This is a genomic window from Siphonobacter sp. BAB-5385, from assembly GCF_002261125.1.
Classification (GTDB): Bacteria; Bacteroidota; Bacteroidia; order Cytophagales; family Spirosomataceae; genus Siphonobacter.
On record NZ_NMPS01000212.1, the window covers coordinates 1 to 16,338 of the forward strand.

Genomic DNA, 16,338 nt, shown 5'->3' on the forward strand with positions numbered 1-16,338 from the left:
GCCGTTTACGCCCGTAATTAATGCCGTTTTCATCTGGTTAAATTTTTCAGTTTATAGTTTTCAGTTTTCTTATCTATTCTGAATCCTATGCACTTGGGATTATTAGGTATGGTTTTATAAAAATTAGTTACTGGCGGGAACTAGGACTTCACGGTGCAGAAAATCCGTATAAGCTTTTTCAATACCTTCCTGTAGTTCTACACTATGTTGCCAACCCAGGTTATGAATTTTACTAACATCCATTAACTTACGTGGCGTACCATCTGGTTTTGAAGTATCGAACTCAAGTTTTCCTTTATAGCCGATGACATTTTGAACAGTCTTCGCTAATTCTTTAATCGTTATATCTTCACCTGTACCAATATTCACTAATTCACGCCCTTCGTAGTGGTTCATCAGGAATACACAAGCCTCTGCCAGATCGTCAGCGTACAGGAATTCCCGCATGGGTGCTCCAGTACCCCAAATCACTACTTCTGGCGATCCGGCCTCTTTAGCCTCATGAAATTTTCGGATGAGAGCGGGTAAAACGTGAGAATTTTCTGGATGATAGTTATCGCCAATACCGTACAAATTAGTTGGCATGGCTGATATGAAGTTTGCTCCGTATTGGTCGCGGTACGCCTCGCAAAGTTTAATACCTGCAATCTTGGCAATGGCGTAAGGCTCGTTTGTGTGCTCCAGTGTTCCTGTCAGCAAATATTCTTCTTTTAGAGGCTGCGGTGCCAGCTTAGGATAGATACAGCTGCTTCCCAGGAAGAGCAACTTCGCTACCTTATTCTGATACGCTGAATGAATGATATTGCTTTCAATCATCAGGTTATCGTATAGAAATTCTGCCCGGTAGGTATTATTAGCTACGATGCCTCCTACTTTCGCCGCTGCCAGAAAAACGTACTCAGGCTGCTCATTGGCAAAGAAATCAGCTACGGTTTGCTGATTTCGCAGATCAAGCTCTGAGGAAGTACGTGTAACTATGTTAGAATAGCCTTGTTGCTGCAGACACCGTTTGATAGCTCCACCTACCATACCTCGGTGACCGGCAATGTATATCTTGCTGGATTGATTCATCACAATCGTTTTGTTCAATGGTTAAATAAATTTGACTATCAAGGCCTAATAGGCCTTCTCGTCGCCTTTAATCATTTTTTCAACGGTCCACCAGCAGATTTTAACGTCGAGCGTTGCGGAGCGTTTTTTGATATACCATTGATCCAGCTTGAGTCGCTGTTCCATGTCACGCAAACCTGCTTCCCCACGTAAACCCCGCGTTTGAGCCAGGCCGGTGATACCTGGTTTGACCAGATAGCGATTGGGAAAATTGGGCACTACATCCCAGTACTGGGCGTCGTGTTCCAGGGCGTGCGGTCGGGGACCTACGATACTCATGTCTCCCCACAGTACGTTCAGAAACTGGGGCATTTCATCCAGATTTGTTTTCCGGAGAAACTTGCCAATTTTCGTGATGCGAGGATCTTCTGCAGAAGCCTGTTTGAAAGGAGCCACCTCATTATGCCGCATGGTGCGAAATTTCAGGCAGCGAAAGCGTTGGCCATTACGGCCCGTACGCCATTGAATGAAGAAAATGGGCCCAGGGGAGGAAAGTTTCACAAGTAAGCCAATGACCGGAATCATCCAGCTCAATACAGCTAATGTCACAAACGAGGCCATGAGTACATCAAAGGCCCTTTTTCCCAGGGGTGTAGCCGTAGGCTGGTTACCTACAGCAGTGAATTTAGGTTGAGAAGTTGGCGTTGTTGTACCTTCCTTGTCAAAATAAGTAGTGTCTAAGCGAAGGGTATCTGTTGAATATTTCATAACTCAGGCGGATTTTATGGTTCGGTTGGGATATACGAGTATCCAGGATCAACGAGCAAACTCCCTTGCTTTGGTCCATACGCTTCCTGACTACCTTTTAAAAGGCAGAATCTCCTTATTACAAATAGTTAGCAGGAATGCGGGGTTATTGGCCGTCTTCTCAGGCCAATCCTCATAAAATCATTTCTGGCGGGGGCGATTTACTCAACCGAAGGTTCATAATCGTTGGCGGTTTCGATGTATGATATAAGTTTCAAGGCGTTGGCAAATAGAGCTTTACCAAGCGGGTTATTCCATTCAACGGTACTTATTCTCTTACTTAGGACAAGGTGTGCAGGAGGAAGAAAGTAAGTGGCGACCTAAGTTTCTTCCTCCTACGTATACTAAATTAACTTTTTCTTTTCGTCTTCACCGTAATAGCCATAGCTGTAGCTATAGTAATACGCTTCTCCTTCTCCTACACCATTCAAAATGATATTGAGCTTCTGGAAACGCTGTTCTTTGTACAGCGTATCAATCATTTTGAGGTAGTGCTTAGGCGTAACGTCGTGACGCACCATGTACAGGGTTGAATCAGCAAAGGGTGCAATCAACTGAGCATCCGTTACCAGACCGATCGGCGGCGAATCCACCAATACGTAGGTGAAACGATCGCGTAACTCCTGGAACATCTGTTCCAGACGTGGACTACTCAATAACTCAGAGGGGTTCGGCGGAACTGGCCCACTAGGCATGATAAAGTAGTTCTCGTAACCTGGAATCGGGTGAAGGGCTTCCTCTAATGTAGCTTCTCCGATCAGGTAATTACTAATTCCTGTACTATTGGACATGCCTAACGCTTCACGAAGTTTCGGTTTACGAAGGTCCATTTCCAGAATTACGGTGGGCCGATCTACCAGAGCCAGACTGGCTCCCAGGTTCAGCGAAACGAAAGACTTTCCTTCCCCACTGATACTGGAGGTAAAGAGCAGTACCTGACTGTCGGTAGCTGATTTCAGGAACTGAAGATTGGTACGGATCGTACGAATCTGCTCTGAAATAACCGAGCGGTTTTGCGGGGCCATGATCAGGCGATCCGCTTCTTTACTTTTTACTACTTCCCCCAGGATGGGTACCGTAGTTACTTCTTCTACATCCGTCCGACGCATAACCCGGTTGTTCATTGCATCCTTGGCGGTCATTGCTCCTACCGGGATGACCAGACCAACCAGAGCAAATAAAGCAAAAATCATTTTGCCCACTGGTTTTACGGGTGAATTAGAACTACGGGCTGCATCTACCGTACGGCTGTCCGCAATCGTGGAAGCGAAAGACAGAGCTGTTTCTTCACGTTTCTGTAATAGAAACGTATATAAATCATTTTTAATAGCCTGCTGCCGAGAGATGTCAATTAGTGAACGTTCTTTTTGAGGAATCGTACGAATTACACCTTCCATTTTCCGATTTGTAGCTAGCATTTGATTCTTCGAAGTAGTCAACATAGTTTTTGTTGCCTCTACGTTTTCTCGAATATTAGCTTTCATATTTCTAATCTGCCCTTCCAGTGACTGTACAATAGGGCTTTGATCTGCGGTCGTACGAGCTAATTGTTCACGTTGTAATTCTAGTTCAGATACCTTAGTAATTAGCCCTAGTAAAACAGGATCACTCAGTCCGAGCGTAGAAGGAGCTCCTACTCGCTCATTTGATCTTGAACTAATGTATTTTTCAACGTCCTGAATGGCTCCCAGTTGCAAATTCACCTGGTTCAGGTTAGCATCATTCTGCTGTACCGTTTGCAGAAAGCTTTGGGCCTGAGCACTCAAATCCGTAATTCCCTGAGCGGTTTTATACTGTTCTACGTTTTTCTCTACGTTTTGCAGTTCACCCGAAACCAGCCCCAGACGTTCGTCCAGAAACTTGAGGGTATTAGAAGCCGTTTTGTTTTTGTCCGCTACGGCAGCCGTATTGTACTCATCAATCAGACGATTCAGAATTGCTTCTCCTTTTTCAGGTACCGCGTCTTCAATAGTTAGCTGAATCACTGTTGACTGCTTGCTTGTAGGCTCCGTTTGTAAACTCTTCAGGTAACCTTCCACTGTTTGTGAACGAGGAGATACCGAAGCAATCAATTGCATGTCACTTTTCAGAACGGGCTTGTTTGCGAAGAAACGAAGGCGACCAAAAGGTGTGTCGATACTCTGATTGATGGGATAGTTCCGGTCATTTACACGTACCGTGTTGTTTTCCGGAAAACTAATCTCCAGCTTTTCCTTGTACAGCTCAGGCTTGGGCTGTTCAACGATCATTTTAATGGGAACGTTACCGTATACTTCGCGTTTGCCAAAGTTGGAAGGCTCGAAATACTTAACATCGAGATTAAGATCGCCAACGATTTTATTCATCAGCGTGTACGACTTCAGGATTTCGATTTCGTTATCTACGAGTTTTTGCTGACCGAAGATGTCCAGCTGCTTCATCAGCTCACCGGTATCAACGCCTTTTTTCTCGTCCTTGATCAACAGACTGGCCTGTACACGGTAAATCGGTTGTTGATACAGCAAGTATACATACGCCGCTCCTAAGGCAAATGCCACTGATACTAAGAACCACGGCCAGTTGCGAGCATAGCGGAGCAGAATGGCCCGTATGTTCGTCTGATCAGTCTCTACGACCTGATAAGGCACGTACGAAGTGTAAGGATTATTCGTTGCCATAACGTCTGTATCGTAATAATTTTAAGTGGATTGTATGTTATAAGGTATAAGCGAAATTACCTAATGATTACGCTCACCAATACTAACACGGCAGACACTGCACTAATGACGATAGGGACAACTCGATAAGTATTGTCGGTGGCGGCCGCTCTAGCTTGGTTGGGTTCTACATAGACTACATCGTTGGGATGCAGGTAGTAATAGGGAGAGCTAAAAAAATCCCTTCTATTCAAATTGATCCGGGCAAACGTCTTTTTGCCGTTTTCTTCCCGAATGATTAATACGTTTTCACGTTTGCCATAGATCGTTAAATCATTGGCCATACTCAAGGCTTGTAAGAGCGTAACCTGCTCATTGTTAATTAGAAACAGTGAGGGATGATTCACTTCACCCAGGACGGAGATTCTGAAATTTACATTCCGAACATTTACGGAAGGCTCTTTGAGGTAGGCTTTCAGCTTATCCTTAATGAAAGCGTTGATCTCCGTGCTGGATTTACCGGTTACGGGTATTTTACCTAACATGGGGAAATCAATACTGCCATCTTTATTGACTACGTAGCCGGGCTGGTAGGCAAGTGGATTGGCGGAAGCATTTAAACCTTGGCCCTGAATAAGGGCTTGTGACTCAGGTAAATTAAATACTGCGGAGGCTTCGGGGTTTAAACTGGTAACAGTAATGGACAACACGTCACCTATCTGAACGGTAGGTGTGTACTGTTTAGCTATACTGAGACTGTCAATGGTTGTGTTGGGTCCCTCCTGAAAAAGTGCTAAGTTTTTCGAGGACACACAACTAGATAATAAACAGGCAAGAACGAGCAGCGAAGACAAATTCTTCACTATGGTTACCCGATCCTGGCGGAATGATCTGGTACTCATATAAGGCTTCAAAAGATCCAGTAAGGAGATTCGCATAGAATGCTTGGTCAAAGAAAGTACAATTTTTTGTTAACTACCAACTTCTAACTAAAATGTTTTACGAAAAACAAAATTTACTAACAAAAGTCAATAAGCCCGGTACAAACACGAACACTTTCTGCCGTTTTTGTACGATCACTCAAAACTATTTGTGTAATTAGATAACATTTGCTTAATACCCATAATCCTATACAATTCTACGAATTATACCAATCCAGGGAGGTTACCTAAAGCCTTTCAGCATTGGTCAGACCTACAGTCCCAGTAAGGAAGAATTCCGCAGGGGCTGGTTCTTCAATTCATCGAATTCGGGTAAAGCAAATATTCGTTCAAAGCGGGATAAGTCGCCGGGTCGATGCAAATCACTTCCGATGAAGTCCACCCAACCCTTTTGTAACAGTAACTTGCCCTGGCGGCGAGCCTGATCACCGTACTTACCCGTTAAGGACATGGCATTGAGCTGAAGCAGACAACCAGCCTGGCGATGCCGGTCGAGTTCAGCCTCAAAATTATGGTAGTATTTGTAACGTTCGGGATGAGCCAAAATAGGCGTATAACCGGCCGCTTGTATACGAAAGATAAGGTCTGTTAGATGAAGGGGAGCCGAAGACCAGGCTGTTTCTACTAACAAATACTTCTCAGGGCCGAAACTAATAACCTCTTTATGATTGAGCAAATCGAGAAAGAAATCATCCAATAAATACTCAGCGGCGACTTCGACTTGTAAGGGTAGCTGATGCTCTTTAACCAAAGCCTGTAATTGCTCCTGTCCCTGCAAGAGCTGATCGTGCTTGTTGGGAAAATAATCACGACTGACGTGCGGCGTAGTGACTACTTTTTGAATACCCCATTCGCTAAATTGTTGCAGACAGGCCAGTGACTCTTCCCAAGTATCCACGCCGTCATCAACGCCAGGCAGTAAGTGCGAGTGAATATCAACATTCCAGAAGCAGTGTTTGACAGGTTCTTCCGGAATAGATTTGGCGGAGAAGAACCGATCTTTTAAACGCTGCCATAAACTAGTAGAGCTCATGGATTTAGCTATAGTACGACTATCTGATGTACGAGTAGGCTCTGCCACCGAATGATCGGTCACATGGTCACCCGTTCGAAAAGGGACAAGTCTCCTTTCTGAAGGCGAAACTACTTCATCAAACTCCGTATTCATAATATAGCCAGCGGTTAGATGTGATGTACCCTAAATAAATGGGGTACCAGTCCTCACAATATGTAATACAAATTCAGTCAGTAACTCCCAGCAACCTAACCCGGCTGCTGAGATTTTGTACATGCAAAAGATTACATTCCAGTATGCTAAATCAATGCAGGAATGAGAACAGATTCGGCGACGAAATCAGTGTTCATGCATTTATTTTAACTTTACAAGCGACTTTCAATGGGAATGACCTGTCTATTAAAACTACGTAGATTAAAAAAGCTTGGATGTTTTAAAATGTATTTTTTAGAAAAAAAGGTCTGTTTTAAGTTCAAATAAACTTTACACAATAATTAGTCAATTCAGGCAAAAAAAAGACAAAAAACATCATACCAGATTTAGTATTGGTAAACAAGGATTAGCTAAGTACCATTCTTTAAATTATTGATAATCAGATCAATACTACTCAATCCGTATTTTTGGTAAATCTTATATTTATTTATTTTCTTCAAATAATTCAAGAATGTTTAATAAATAGGCAGGATTTTAGTAAGACTATACGTTTTCGTTAATGAAGCGATGTGAAAGACTGGATGCCCTCTTAAACTAGACAGGTTAATTTCGTTGGATACACCATAAAAAACCCTCTCATTCTACGAACAAGAGGGTTTTATGCTTTAAAAGTAAGGCATCTCTACATTTTCTTGGCGGGGTTTCCGAAGACGGTTGCTCCGGCCGGAATACTCTCGATGACGACTGAACCCGCACCGATCCGGGCATTTTTGCCAATCTCCACTCCTCCAACGATCGTTACACCTGCTCCTATAAACGTACTTTCACCCACTTTCGCTCCGGCTCCTACTACGCTACCCGCTCCCACCTGCACAAAGTCAGCCAGCTCGGCTTCCGTGTCGATGATGGCTCCGGCGTGAAGCAGACAGTGATTATTTACTTTGGAAAAAGGTTGCAGGATTACTCCGGCGGCAATCAGGTTGCCGTGTCCGACGTGAGCTTCTTCCGAGATAGTTGCAGAAGGGTGTACCGCATTTACGGGTTGAACGTTCCGTACTTCATGTAGAAAATCCACGAGGCTCTTTCGCTCGGTACGATCTTCCACAGCCACAAAGGCTTCGCACTTGTGGCCAATCAGCTTGGTGAATCCTTCATTGTCCGTGGCACCAACTACGGAAATATCGCCAATTTCGGTGCCGTGGATGTTTTCATCGTCATCCAGAAAACCGTAAACGAGCACTTCATTTCGGTTAAAAATATCCAGGGCCGTTTTGCCGAGAGCCTTTGCTCCAAAAATAATAACGGGGTTTTCCATCTTCGTATGCAACAATGATCCGTATCGTGTAAGCTTGTTTCGGACAAAAATAGTTCATCCGCGTTCGATCTGCATACACCCGACCCGGAAAGGGTACTCTTCCCACTTCTTCAAAAGACTCCTGGTAAAAAAATGCCCAGGCTACCAGTGACATTCCACATTCCTTAGTAAGTTTGCGAATGAAAAGTCAGCCGTACTACGCGTTGGCTTATCGAGAAGCGGGGAGAGACGGGCTCTATGAACCGCTGGCAACCTATTCCAACTGGGAACAAGGTGCTAATTCCTGCCCTGAAGAAGGTCTTCCGGGAGAGATAAGGATAAACACGATTCATGCTACGGACTACCCCTTCTTTTGGGGCGGCAGCTCTGCCCCCACTTTTATCCCTACGTTTCGCGTCTTTTTATACCACCTCCGCAGGTGGCCTCTGTTCTTGTTGTTGGTTGCATTCTGGAAAGCAGCTCTCTGCTTTCCCACACTTACCTTGAAGCCTATTTTCTTTTAACGCATTAATTCTGCAACAACATGTCTGAATTACGTTTTGAAACGCTCCAGCTACATGCGGGGCAACAGATTGATCCGGCTACTAATGCACGAGCCGTCCCTATTTATCAGACCACCGCGTACCAGTTCAATGATTCGGCCCACGGAGCCCGGCTTTTTGGCCTTCAGGAATTCGGAAACATTTATACGCGGATCATGAATCCAACGCACGATGTGTTCGAAAAACGCATTGCCGCTCTGGAAGGAGGCGTAGCCGCTTTGTCAGTAGCATCGGGCCACGCCGCTCAGTTTATTGCCATCAATAATATCACAACCGTAGGAGACAACTTTGTTACTACTTCCTATTTATATGGAGGAAGTTATAATCAGTTCAAGAACTCCTTCAAGAATATCGGTGTCGAGGCCCGTTTTGCCGAGGGCGATAAGGTAGAATCGTTTGAACGCCTCATTGACGAGAAAACCAAGTTCTTGTACCTGGAAACCATCGGTAATCCCGGCTTCAACGTTCCTGATTTTGATGCCTTCGCGGCCCTGGCTCAAAAATACGACCTACCTCTGATCGTAGATAATACCTTCGGAGCCGGTGGAGCGATAGCTCAGCCACTCAAACATGGGGCTCACATTGTGGTTAGTTCGGCAACCAAATGGATTGGTGGACATGGTACGACTATGGGTGGTGTTATTGTAGATGGCGGAACCTACAACTGGGGTAATGGAAAGTATCCGCAGTTTACACAACCCTCGCCAAGCTATCATGGACTGGTGTTGAATGACGTCTTTGGCTTTAACGGTCCTTTCGGCAACATTCAGTTTATCATTCGAGCCCGGGTAGAAGGGCTTCGGGACTGGGGTCCGTCGCAAGCTCCCTTCAACAGCTTCCTTTTATTACAGGGACTGGAGACGCTTTCGTTACGCGTTGAACGTACGAACGAAAATGCTCTGGCCCTGGCTCAGTGGTTACAGGGACATTCAGCCGTCGAATACGTCAATTATCCCGGATTACCGAGCAGTCCTTACCATGAACTGGCCAAGAAATACCTGAATCGGGGTTTTGGCGGCGTACTGACATTCAAACTACGGGCGGGCAAAGAAGCCGCCGACCGGGTAGTCAACGGTTTGAAACTGGTGAGTCACCTGGCCAACGTAGGCGATGCGAAAACGCTCATTATTCATCCGGCCACGACTACGCATTCGCAGCTTTCGGAAGCGGAACAAACCAGTGCGGGCGTAGCCCCCGGCTTACTACGCGTTTCGCTGGGATATGAGCACATCGAAGATATCAAAGCTGACTTTGAACAGGCTTTCGGGGCTGCCCTGAATCTGTAATAGTACTTCGGGAGTGCAGCCGTATGACTGTACTCCCAAATCTAAAGCATACATACGAGTCTTTTAAACGAGTTTACTGAGTTGTCTGCGTTACAAAAATTTCATTACCCGCAGGAGTTTGCACTGGAATGTGGGCGGGTGCTGCCAGAGATTGAGCTGGCCTATCATACGTTTGGAACCCTAAATGCTACTGCTAGTAATGTGGTGTGGATTTGCCATGCCTTAACGGGCAATTCAGATGTAACGGATTGGTGGAGCGGTCTGGTGGGAGAAGGAAAACTTTTGGATACGCGTCAGTACTTTATCGTTTGTGCCAATGTGCCGGGTTCAGCGTACGGTTCTACGTCGGCCCTCTCGATCGATCCGCTCACGCAGGAACCCTATTATCAGGATTTTCCATTGATTACCATTCGTGATGTGGTCAAGAGTCTGGACCTGTTACGGGAACACCTGAACCTCCAGCAGATCCGTATGCTCGTTGGCGGTTCGCTGGGAGGTCAGCAGGCTCTGGAATGGGCCATTCAAAAGCCTGATCTTTTTGAACAGCTAATTTTAATTGCTACCAATGCCCGGATGTCGCCCTGGGGTATTGCCTTTAATGAATCCCAGCGGATGGCCATTGAAGCCGACCAGACGTGGCAGGAACGCCGTCCTGACGCGGGTACCGCCGGAATGAAAGCGGCCCGGGCAACCGCATTACTCAGTTACCGCAGTGCGGTTATGTACGAATTCACTCAGGCTCGGGAAGAATCCGCCCTTGAACATTACCGGGCAAGTTCGTATCAACGGTATCAGGGGGAGAAGATTGCCAGTCGTTTCAATGCCTTTTCCTATTATACACTCTCGCGTATGATGGATTCACATGACGTTGGCAGGAATCGGGATGGAGCCATGACCGCTCTCAACCAGATTAAAGCTCAGACCTTAATTATTGGTATTCAGTCGGATGTACTTTTCCCGGTAGAAGAACAGCGATTCCTGGCCCGTTATATTCCCAATGCTGAACTCACCGAGATTGACTCGCTGTACGGACATGATGGATTTCTGGTAGAAAATGAACTCATGACGAAGACGATTCGTACGTGGGAACTATCCAATCAGCTGGGCTCCGCCGAAGAAGAAGACGAACTCATTGTACGCGATCGGGTACGAGTGGATGTTCGCAAGGGAGTTCGCGAGTACATTGCCGTGGACAATATTTCGTTCCTAGCCAAACCCTATACAATCCATTTAATTAGCGGTCATCGCATCGAGTCCGATACGATATTAGATAAGGTAAGTCAGGCTTTACAGGATAGCTATGACTTCAGTGATTTAAGTCCGGAGCTACCGCACATTCTGGCCAACATGCGAAACATCAAGAATTTTGATGAAAAAACGCATCGCATCTATCTTAGCGATGGCCGGAGTCAAACGCTGCCACCCGCGTTTCCGTTAAAGACCCTGTAATAACAGATCAAGGTTTCTTGTTTCCTTCTAAAACACAAAACCCGGCATCCAGAGGATAACCGGGAGTGTATAAACCTGTCCTTGGCGGTAGGATGGTCTATCAACCACTCATGGGCCGCTTAGTATTCAAAAAAAGAATACGTAATAAATCATTTGGCGGTATGAGTTATAACGTTAAAAACAAAAGTAATCGACGGTTAAGCTAAAGTGATACGCTAAAGACTTCTATCAAATCAGTTTCTGGTCTTACTTTGTCAAATCAATACATGCTAAACCTTAAAAGCTCAACGGATGTTTAAATAAAAGTAAGTTTTTTCTTTTTTCCCATTGCGTGCTGCATTTCTTACCAAAAATCACCTTTGGTACAAGTTTTTAAACGCCATCAGAGGTGCAGTCATTGGCTTGGCTAGTTAATCAGTCTTATCAGGCGTATAGCTGCAAACGTCAATCCTTATCCTTATTCTCATTCAAAACTATTCAAACCAAACGTAAGGCTATCGTTAATGGACGCATAGCCCCGTAATTCCTTAATCCCATTTGATCCAGGTTATGCCTTGTAACCTACGTACTGGTTTTCCGCCAATTCACAGTATGAACTTTTATGAAAACACTTCTACGCAGTTTACTCTGCCCAGCTTTCGTCTGGGCCGGCTCCGCTATGGGGCAAAATCAGCCTCTTACCAATACACACAAGTATGTGGGCCTGACCATTGAACGAAGCCTCAAAAGCGGCTACAAGCTTGATCAGGATTACGATTACCACGCTACACTGTTTGAACTGAACTACGAAAAGCCGATCAGCAGTATCGTGAAAAACAATATAGCCGTTAATCTTCTCATCCAACCTCAGTTCAACTGGGCTACGTATCGTGACTGGAAAGTTGAACAGTACCAAGATACCTGGGAAGCTGGCATTAACGCAGGCGTGGTCTTCCACGCCTATTTAGACGAATCTTCGACCCGAACATACATTACCATTTCGGGTAGTTCCGGACCTCATTTTATCGATGATACACCCGTAAGACAAGCCTCAGGTTTTATCTTTTGCAATAATATTCGGTTCGGTTTTCATTACCCCATTACCAGAAACTTTAACGCTGAAGTGAGAATGGGCATTCGACACCTTTCCAACGCTGGTTTAGTTATGCCTAACTACGGCATTGATAATATTTTCGTTGGTTTAAAATTGGATATTTTAATGAATCCTGAATCTGAATAATAAATTTGGATTTTCATTTTTAAAACCAACAATAAAAAAGCCTAATCAGAGACTGATTAGGCTTTATCCGTTTAAGTGTTTTTTAACCCGCCAAGATTAAAATAACAAGAATGAGCGAAGAATTTTACTGACCGCCAAGTTATATACGTTAGAGCCTTATTGCCAAATATCAATGAGAAAATTTTCAGTATTTGTAGACGAACAGAGCATTTACGTATATATGTTATTACACTTATTTATATTATAAAATATTTTAATAATACAATTAAATACTCTTTTGAATCTTGCGGTATTTACACGCCTGGTTGAAATCAAGTCGAGTCTCCAGCCGTAGCGTTATTAGTATCTTTTCACCTCAAAGCTGTTTACCAAAAAATATTATAATATCCTACCATTAACTTAAAATGAAGATTACTACTCAATTTATGTACTTTATCATTTCGTTTTATTTCCCTCTACCTTAGTCGTTTAATAAGCCATTGGCTTCTATCTACTTTTTCCAAAGCTCACACTTGGTTTAACAAAACCGTCAAGCCAAGTACCTATTCAAACCTTGTTTAGCATCAGTTGATTGATTTACTCATGGAATGCTACGTAGGCTTCCTCCCCCTGTAATGGTATCATCTAAAACTATATCAATGGTTATTCATGCAAAAATGCACCCTAATTATAGCCAATTAATACCCCCTATATTTAGGGGTCGTCTTGTTCTTTCTGGATTCTTTACAACGATTCTCTTTTATACTCTACATGCATTTTTTATCACTTATCTGCTCTTTTACTAGAAAATTCCTTGCGGAACCTTCACTTATCTCCTAAACTTTCTGTTTTAAATAGCTCTGCTTTTCAAGACCCAAGGTTTTATCAGCGAATCCATGCTTGCCAAGGCCACCTGTTGACTTATGGCCATCATTGACATTCACAATTTATGTACGTACCTTCAATTGCTCTTAACGTATACGGAGAGTAAGTGCCCAAGGTGCCTTGAACACTCGCTGTTGGCGGACAGCGAGTGTTTTTTTATGGTCTTCCCCGTACAGTCCGCTTTTGCTCTCTTTACTTAGGTACTTCTCATATGCTTAGCATTAACGTAGAAATACCTGAGTGTTTTTTCATGAACTTTCTACCGAATGCTTCACCCACCGGAAGCAAAATATTTACAAGAATGAACGCTTCAGCTGCTGGCCGGCTCATTTTCAGGCCACAAGCCGTCTTCACTCAACCTTAAGCTCTGGAGAGCTTCCTCGTTTAAGAAAATTTAACCCCGACAATAGGACATTTCAGCGATTGAATTTTGTCTATCAATGTTAATTTTGTAATTTTCCATGCTTATTCAGCCTCTTGCTATTGGGTTCTGAATGACCTAACGTTTTACGTACTTAACACTCTTACTTTCCGCATGAAACGCAGAGAAGCACTACAAATGGTAGGGGTTATGATGGGAGGTCTGCTGGTAACGCCAGCATTGGCCGACATCGTAGAGGGTCGCCGGGCCCTTCCCACGACATCCGCTAAACTGGTGTTTGACCAGCCTACCGAAGATCTCATCGCTGAAATTGCTGACGTGATTATTCCAACGACAGCAGACTCACCCGGAGCCAAAGCTGCCGGAGTAGGCCCTTTCCTGAACGTACTGGTTTCCGATTGTTACCCCAAGGAATACCAGGAACGCCTGCAAAATGGCCTGGCTCGCGTAGACCGCGAAACCAAAGCTGTATACGGAAAATCGTTTAAGGATGCCTCTCTGGAGCAGAAAACCAATATTCTGAAGCTCGAAGAAGCCAATGCCTACGCTGACCGCAAAGCAGGTGTCAAAGAGGCTCCCTTCTGGTTTACGATTAAGGAGTTGAGCATGTTTGGCTACTTCACTTCGGAAATCGGAGCTACGCAGGCCCTCAGTTATGAATATGTACCGGGTCGTTACGAAGGTTGTACGCCTTTGAAACCCGGACAAAAAACCTGGGCTACGTAGTTGATTACCCTGGAGGTTTGTACACCCCTTTTGTTATCGGGCCTTCCATAGGTCTGCTAACCATCAAACATTGAACCCTTAAGGAAATGAATATTCTTCGAGCAAACGAACAAAATACGTATGATGCCATCGTGGTAGGTTCGGGAATCTCCGGCGGCTGGGCTGCCAAGGAGTTGACCGAAAAAGGCCTGAAAACGCTGGTGCTTGAGCGTGGTCGTAAATTCGAACACGTAACCGATTACGAAAATGCATTAAAGAAACCCTGGGAATTGACCCACCGGGGTCGAATTACGAACGAAGAGCGGGCAAGTCACCCCTTCCTCAGCCGCGATTATCCCTACGGTGAAGCAAACAAAACTTACTGGTTCAACGATTCGGATGCTCCGTACAGCGAGCTCAAGCGTTTCGACTGGTACCGTCCTAACATTGTTGGTGGTAAATCCATCATGTGGGGTCGTCAGAGCTACCGCCTGTCGGATCTGGACTTTGAAGCAAACCTGAAAGAAGGAATTGGTACGGATTGGCCCGTTCGCTACGCTGAAATTGCACCCTGGTACAGCTACGTGGAGAAATTCGTGGGCGTATCGGGCAGTAAAGATGGTCTGCCTCAATTGCCCGACGGCGAGTTTCTGCCGCCCATGCAAATGAACTGTGCGGAGCAGGCTGTTAAGAAAGGTATTGAAGGTAAATTCCCCAACCGGGTGATGACGATTGGTCGGGTAGCCAACCTCACCCAGGCCGGTCCTGCCCAGCAGAAAGTAGGTCGCGGTCCCTGTCAGTACCGGAACCTGTGTTCCCTGGGCTGTCCGTACGGCGGCTATTTCAGCAGCCCTTCGGCGACTATCCCTGCGGCCATGGCTACCAAGCGACTAACGATCCGCCCCAACAGTATTGCTTCTGAAATCATTTATGACTCAGCGGCTAAAAAAGCCAAAGGCGTTCGGATCGTTGATTCAGAAACCAACGAAGTGATGGAGTTTTTCGCCAAAGTGATCTTCGTCTGCGGTGGAGCCATCGGTACGACTGCTTTGTTACTGAATTCTACGTCTGACCGTTTCCCCAATGGTTTTGGTAACGATTCGGGTCAGTTAGGTCACAACCTCATGGACCACCACTTCCGTACGGGAGCCAGTGGTATCGTGGAAGGTCTGGACGATAAATATTACTTCGGTCGCCGGGCAAATGGTATCTACATTCCCCGCTACCGCAATGTGGGCAACGACAAACGTGATTACGTTCGCGGTTTCGGTTATCAGGGCGGTGGTAGCCGTCAGGGCTGGAATGGCCTCGTTGCCGAAATGGGCTTTGGAGCAGAGCTGAAAGAAAAGGCTACGAAACCCGGTCCCTGGAGTATGAACCTCGGTGGCTTCGGTGAGACACTGCCTGCCTACGAAAACCGGATGTTCCTGGATAAAGACAAAAAGGACAAATGGGGTCTGCCCACGGTTGTTTTCGACGCAGACTTACGCGAAAACGAAAAGAAAATGCGGAAGGACATGATGAACGATGCTGCCGAAATGCTTGAAGCAGCGGGCGTGAAGAATGTCCGTACGTTTGATAACGGCTCTTATCTCGGTATGGCTATTCACGAAATGGGTACCGCCCGCATGGGACGCGATCCCAAAACGAGCGTACTGAACGGTAATAACCAGGTGTGGGATGCCAAAAACGTATTCGTTACCGACGGTGCTTTCATGGCTTCAGCGGGGTGCCAAAATCCCTCGCTGACGTACATGGCCTTTACCGCCCGTGCCGTTGACTTCGCTGTGAAAGAACTCAAAAAGAAGAATTTGTAAACTTACATAGCATAGATACAATTGAAAAAGCGTGGAAGTGATCCTTCCACGCTTTTTTGTTGTCCACCTCTTGAAAGGTTTAACCAGCGAATTATTTTTAATCTCGTTTTAATTAATCTAATTTAAAATAGTTTGTGAATTACTGAGGGCGTGCTTT

11 protein-coding genes and 1 riboswitch are annotated in these 16,338 nt (G+C 45.2%); of the genes, 5 read left to right on the forward strand and 6 right to left on the reverse strand.

Going from position 1 to position 16,338, the window contains the following annotated elements:
- Nucleotides 1-123: 123 nt before the first annotated feature.
- The 6 genes from BWI93_RS20430 to BWI93_RS20455 form a co-directional block, all read right to left on the reverse strand.
- Entirely contained in the window at nt 124-1,071 is a 948-nt protein-coding gene (locus BWI93_RS20430) for a GDP-L-fucose synthase (protein WP_094815042.1), read from the reverse strand.
- A gap of 45 nt (nt 1,072-1,116) precedes the next feature.
- Nucleotides 1,117-1,818: a sugar transferase gene (locus tag BWI93_RS20435; protein ID WP_094814730.1), complete on the reverse strand. Its 702-nt coding sequence runs from the start codon at nt 1,816-1,818 to the stop codon at nt 1,117-1,119.
- 383 nt (nt 1,819-2,201) lie between these two features.
- Nucleotides 2,202-4,514, reverse strand: a complete 2,313-nt coding sequence (locus tag BWI93_RS20440) for a tyrosine-protein kinase (protein WP_094814732.1) — start codon at nt 4,512-4,514, stop codon at nt 2,202-2,204.
- Nucleotides 4,515-4,570: 56 nt separating this feature from the next.
- Nucleotides 4,571-5,347 (reverse strand): polysaccharide biosynthesis/export family protein, encoded by a 777-nt coding sequence (locus BWI93_RS20445; RefSeq protein WP_255157973.1) that lies wholly within the window; start codon nt 5,345-5,347, stop codon nt 4,571-4,573.
- Between the two features lie 340 nt (nt 5,348-5,687).
- Nucleotides 5,688-6,467, reverse strand: coding sequence for a tyrosine-protein phosphatase (locus tag BWI93_RS20450; protein WP_094814734.1), 780 nt, complete (start codon nt 6,465-6,467; stop codon nt 5,688-5,690).
- Between the two features lie 817 nt (nt 6,468-7,284).
- Entirely contained in the window at nt 7,285-7,917 is a 633-nt protein-coding gene (locus BWI93_RS20455) for a NeuD/PglB/VioB family sugar acetyltransferase (protein WP_094815046.1), read from the reverse strand.
- A 205-nt stretch (nt 7,918-8,122) separates the two neighbouring features.
- A riboswitch (SAM riboswitch) is annotated at nt 8,123-8,235 on the forward strand.
- Between the two features lie 205 nt (nt 8,236-8,440).
- Here BWI93_RS20455 and BWI93_RS20460 point away from each other — a divergent pair.
- The 5 genes from BWI93_RS20460 to BWI93_RS20480 all read left to right on the forward strand — a co-directional run bounded on the left by BWI93_RS20460 (nt 8,441) and on the right by BWI93_RS20480 (nt 16,181).
- Complete coding sequence (locus BWI93_RS20460) at nt 8,441-9,745, forward strand: O-acetylhomoserine aminocarboxypropyltransferase/cysteine synthase family protein (protein WP_094814736.1); 1,305 nt, start codon at nt 8,441-8,443, stop codon at nt 9,743-9,745.
- Nucleotides 9,746-9,826: 81 nt separating this feature from the next.
- Nucleotides 9,827-11,194, forward strand: a complete 1,368-nt coding sequence (metX, locus tag BWI93_RS20465) for a homoserine O-acetyltransferase (protein ID WP_094814738.1) — start codon at nt 9,827-9,829, stop codon at nt 11,192-11,194.
- A 601-nt stretch (nt 11,195-11,795) separates the two neighbouring features.
- Nucleotides 11,796-12,413 (forward strand): acyloxyacyl hydrolase, encoded by a 618-nt coding sequence (locus BWI93_RS20470; RefSeq protein ID WP_094814740.1) that lies wholly within the window; start codon nt 11,796-11,798, stop codon nt 12,411-12,413.
- Nucleotides 12,414-13,812: 1,399 nt separating this feature from the next.
- On the forward strand, nt 13,813-14,385 hold the full coding sequence (locus BWI93_RS20475) for a gluconate 2-dehydrogenase subunit 3 family protein (protein WP_094814742.1): 573 nt from the start codon (nt 13,813-13,815) through the stop codon (nt 14,383-14,385).
- 86 nt (nt 14,386-14,471) lie between these two features.
- The gene (locus tag BWI93_RS20480; protein WP_094814744.1) at nt 14,472-16,181 is read left to right on the forward strand and encodes a GMC oxidoreductase; all 1,710 of its coding nucleotides are present in this window, start codon (nt 14,472-14,474) and stop codon (nt 16,179-16,181) included.
- The last annotated feature ends 157 nt before the right edge of the window (nt 16,182-16,338 follow it).

What these genes read in the sequence shown, in the direction of transcription:
- BWI93_RS20430 (WP_094815042.1), bottom strand. Translation starts at nt 1,071, where the DNA reads ATGAATCAATCCAGCAAGATATACATTGCCGGTCACCGAGGTATGGTA.
- BWI93_RS20475 (WP_094814742.1), top strand. Translation starts at nt 13,813, where the DNA reads ATGAAACGCAGAGAAGCACTACAAATGGTAGGGGTTATGATGGGAGGT.
- BWI93_RS20480 (WP_094814744.1), top strand. Translation starts at nt 14,472, where the DNA reads ATGAATATTCTTCGAGCAAACGAACAAAATACGTATGATGCCATCGTG.
- BWI93_RS20460 (WP_094814736.1), top strand. Translation starts at nt 8,441, where the DNA reads ATGTCTGAATTACGTTTTGAAACGCTCCAGCTACATGCGGGGCAACAG.
- BWI93_RS20470 (WP_094814740.1), top strand. Translation starts at nt 11,796, where the DNA reads ATGAAAACACTTCTACGCAGTTTACTCTGCCCAGCTTTCGTCTGGGCC.
- BWI93_RS20435 (WP_094814730.1), bottom strand. Translation starts at nt 1,818, where the DNA reads ATGAAATATTCAACAGATACCCTTCGCTTAGACACTACTTATTTTGAC.
- BWI93_RS20455 (WP_094815046.1), bottom strand. Translation starts at nt 7,917, where the DNA reads ATGGAAAACCCCGTTATTATTTTTGGAGCAAAGGCTCTCGGCAAAACG.
- BWI93_RS20450 (WP_094814734.1), bottom strand. Translation starts at nt 6,467, where the DNA reads ATGAGCTCTACTAGTTTATGGCAGCGTTTAAAAGATCGGTTCTTCTCC.
- BWI93_RS20440 (WP_094814732.1), bottom strand. Translation starts at nt 4,514, where the DNA reads ATGGCAACGAATAATCCTTACACTTCGTACGTGCCTTATCAGGTCGTA.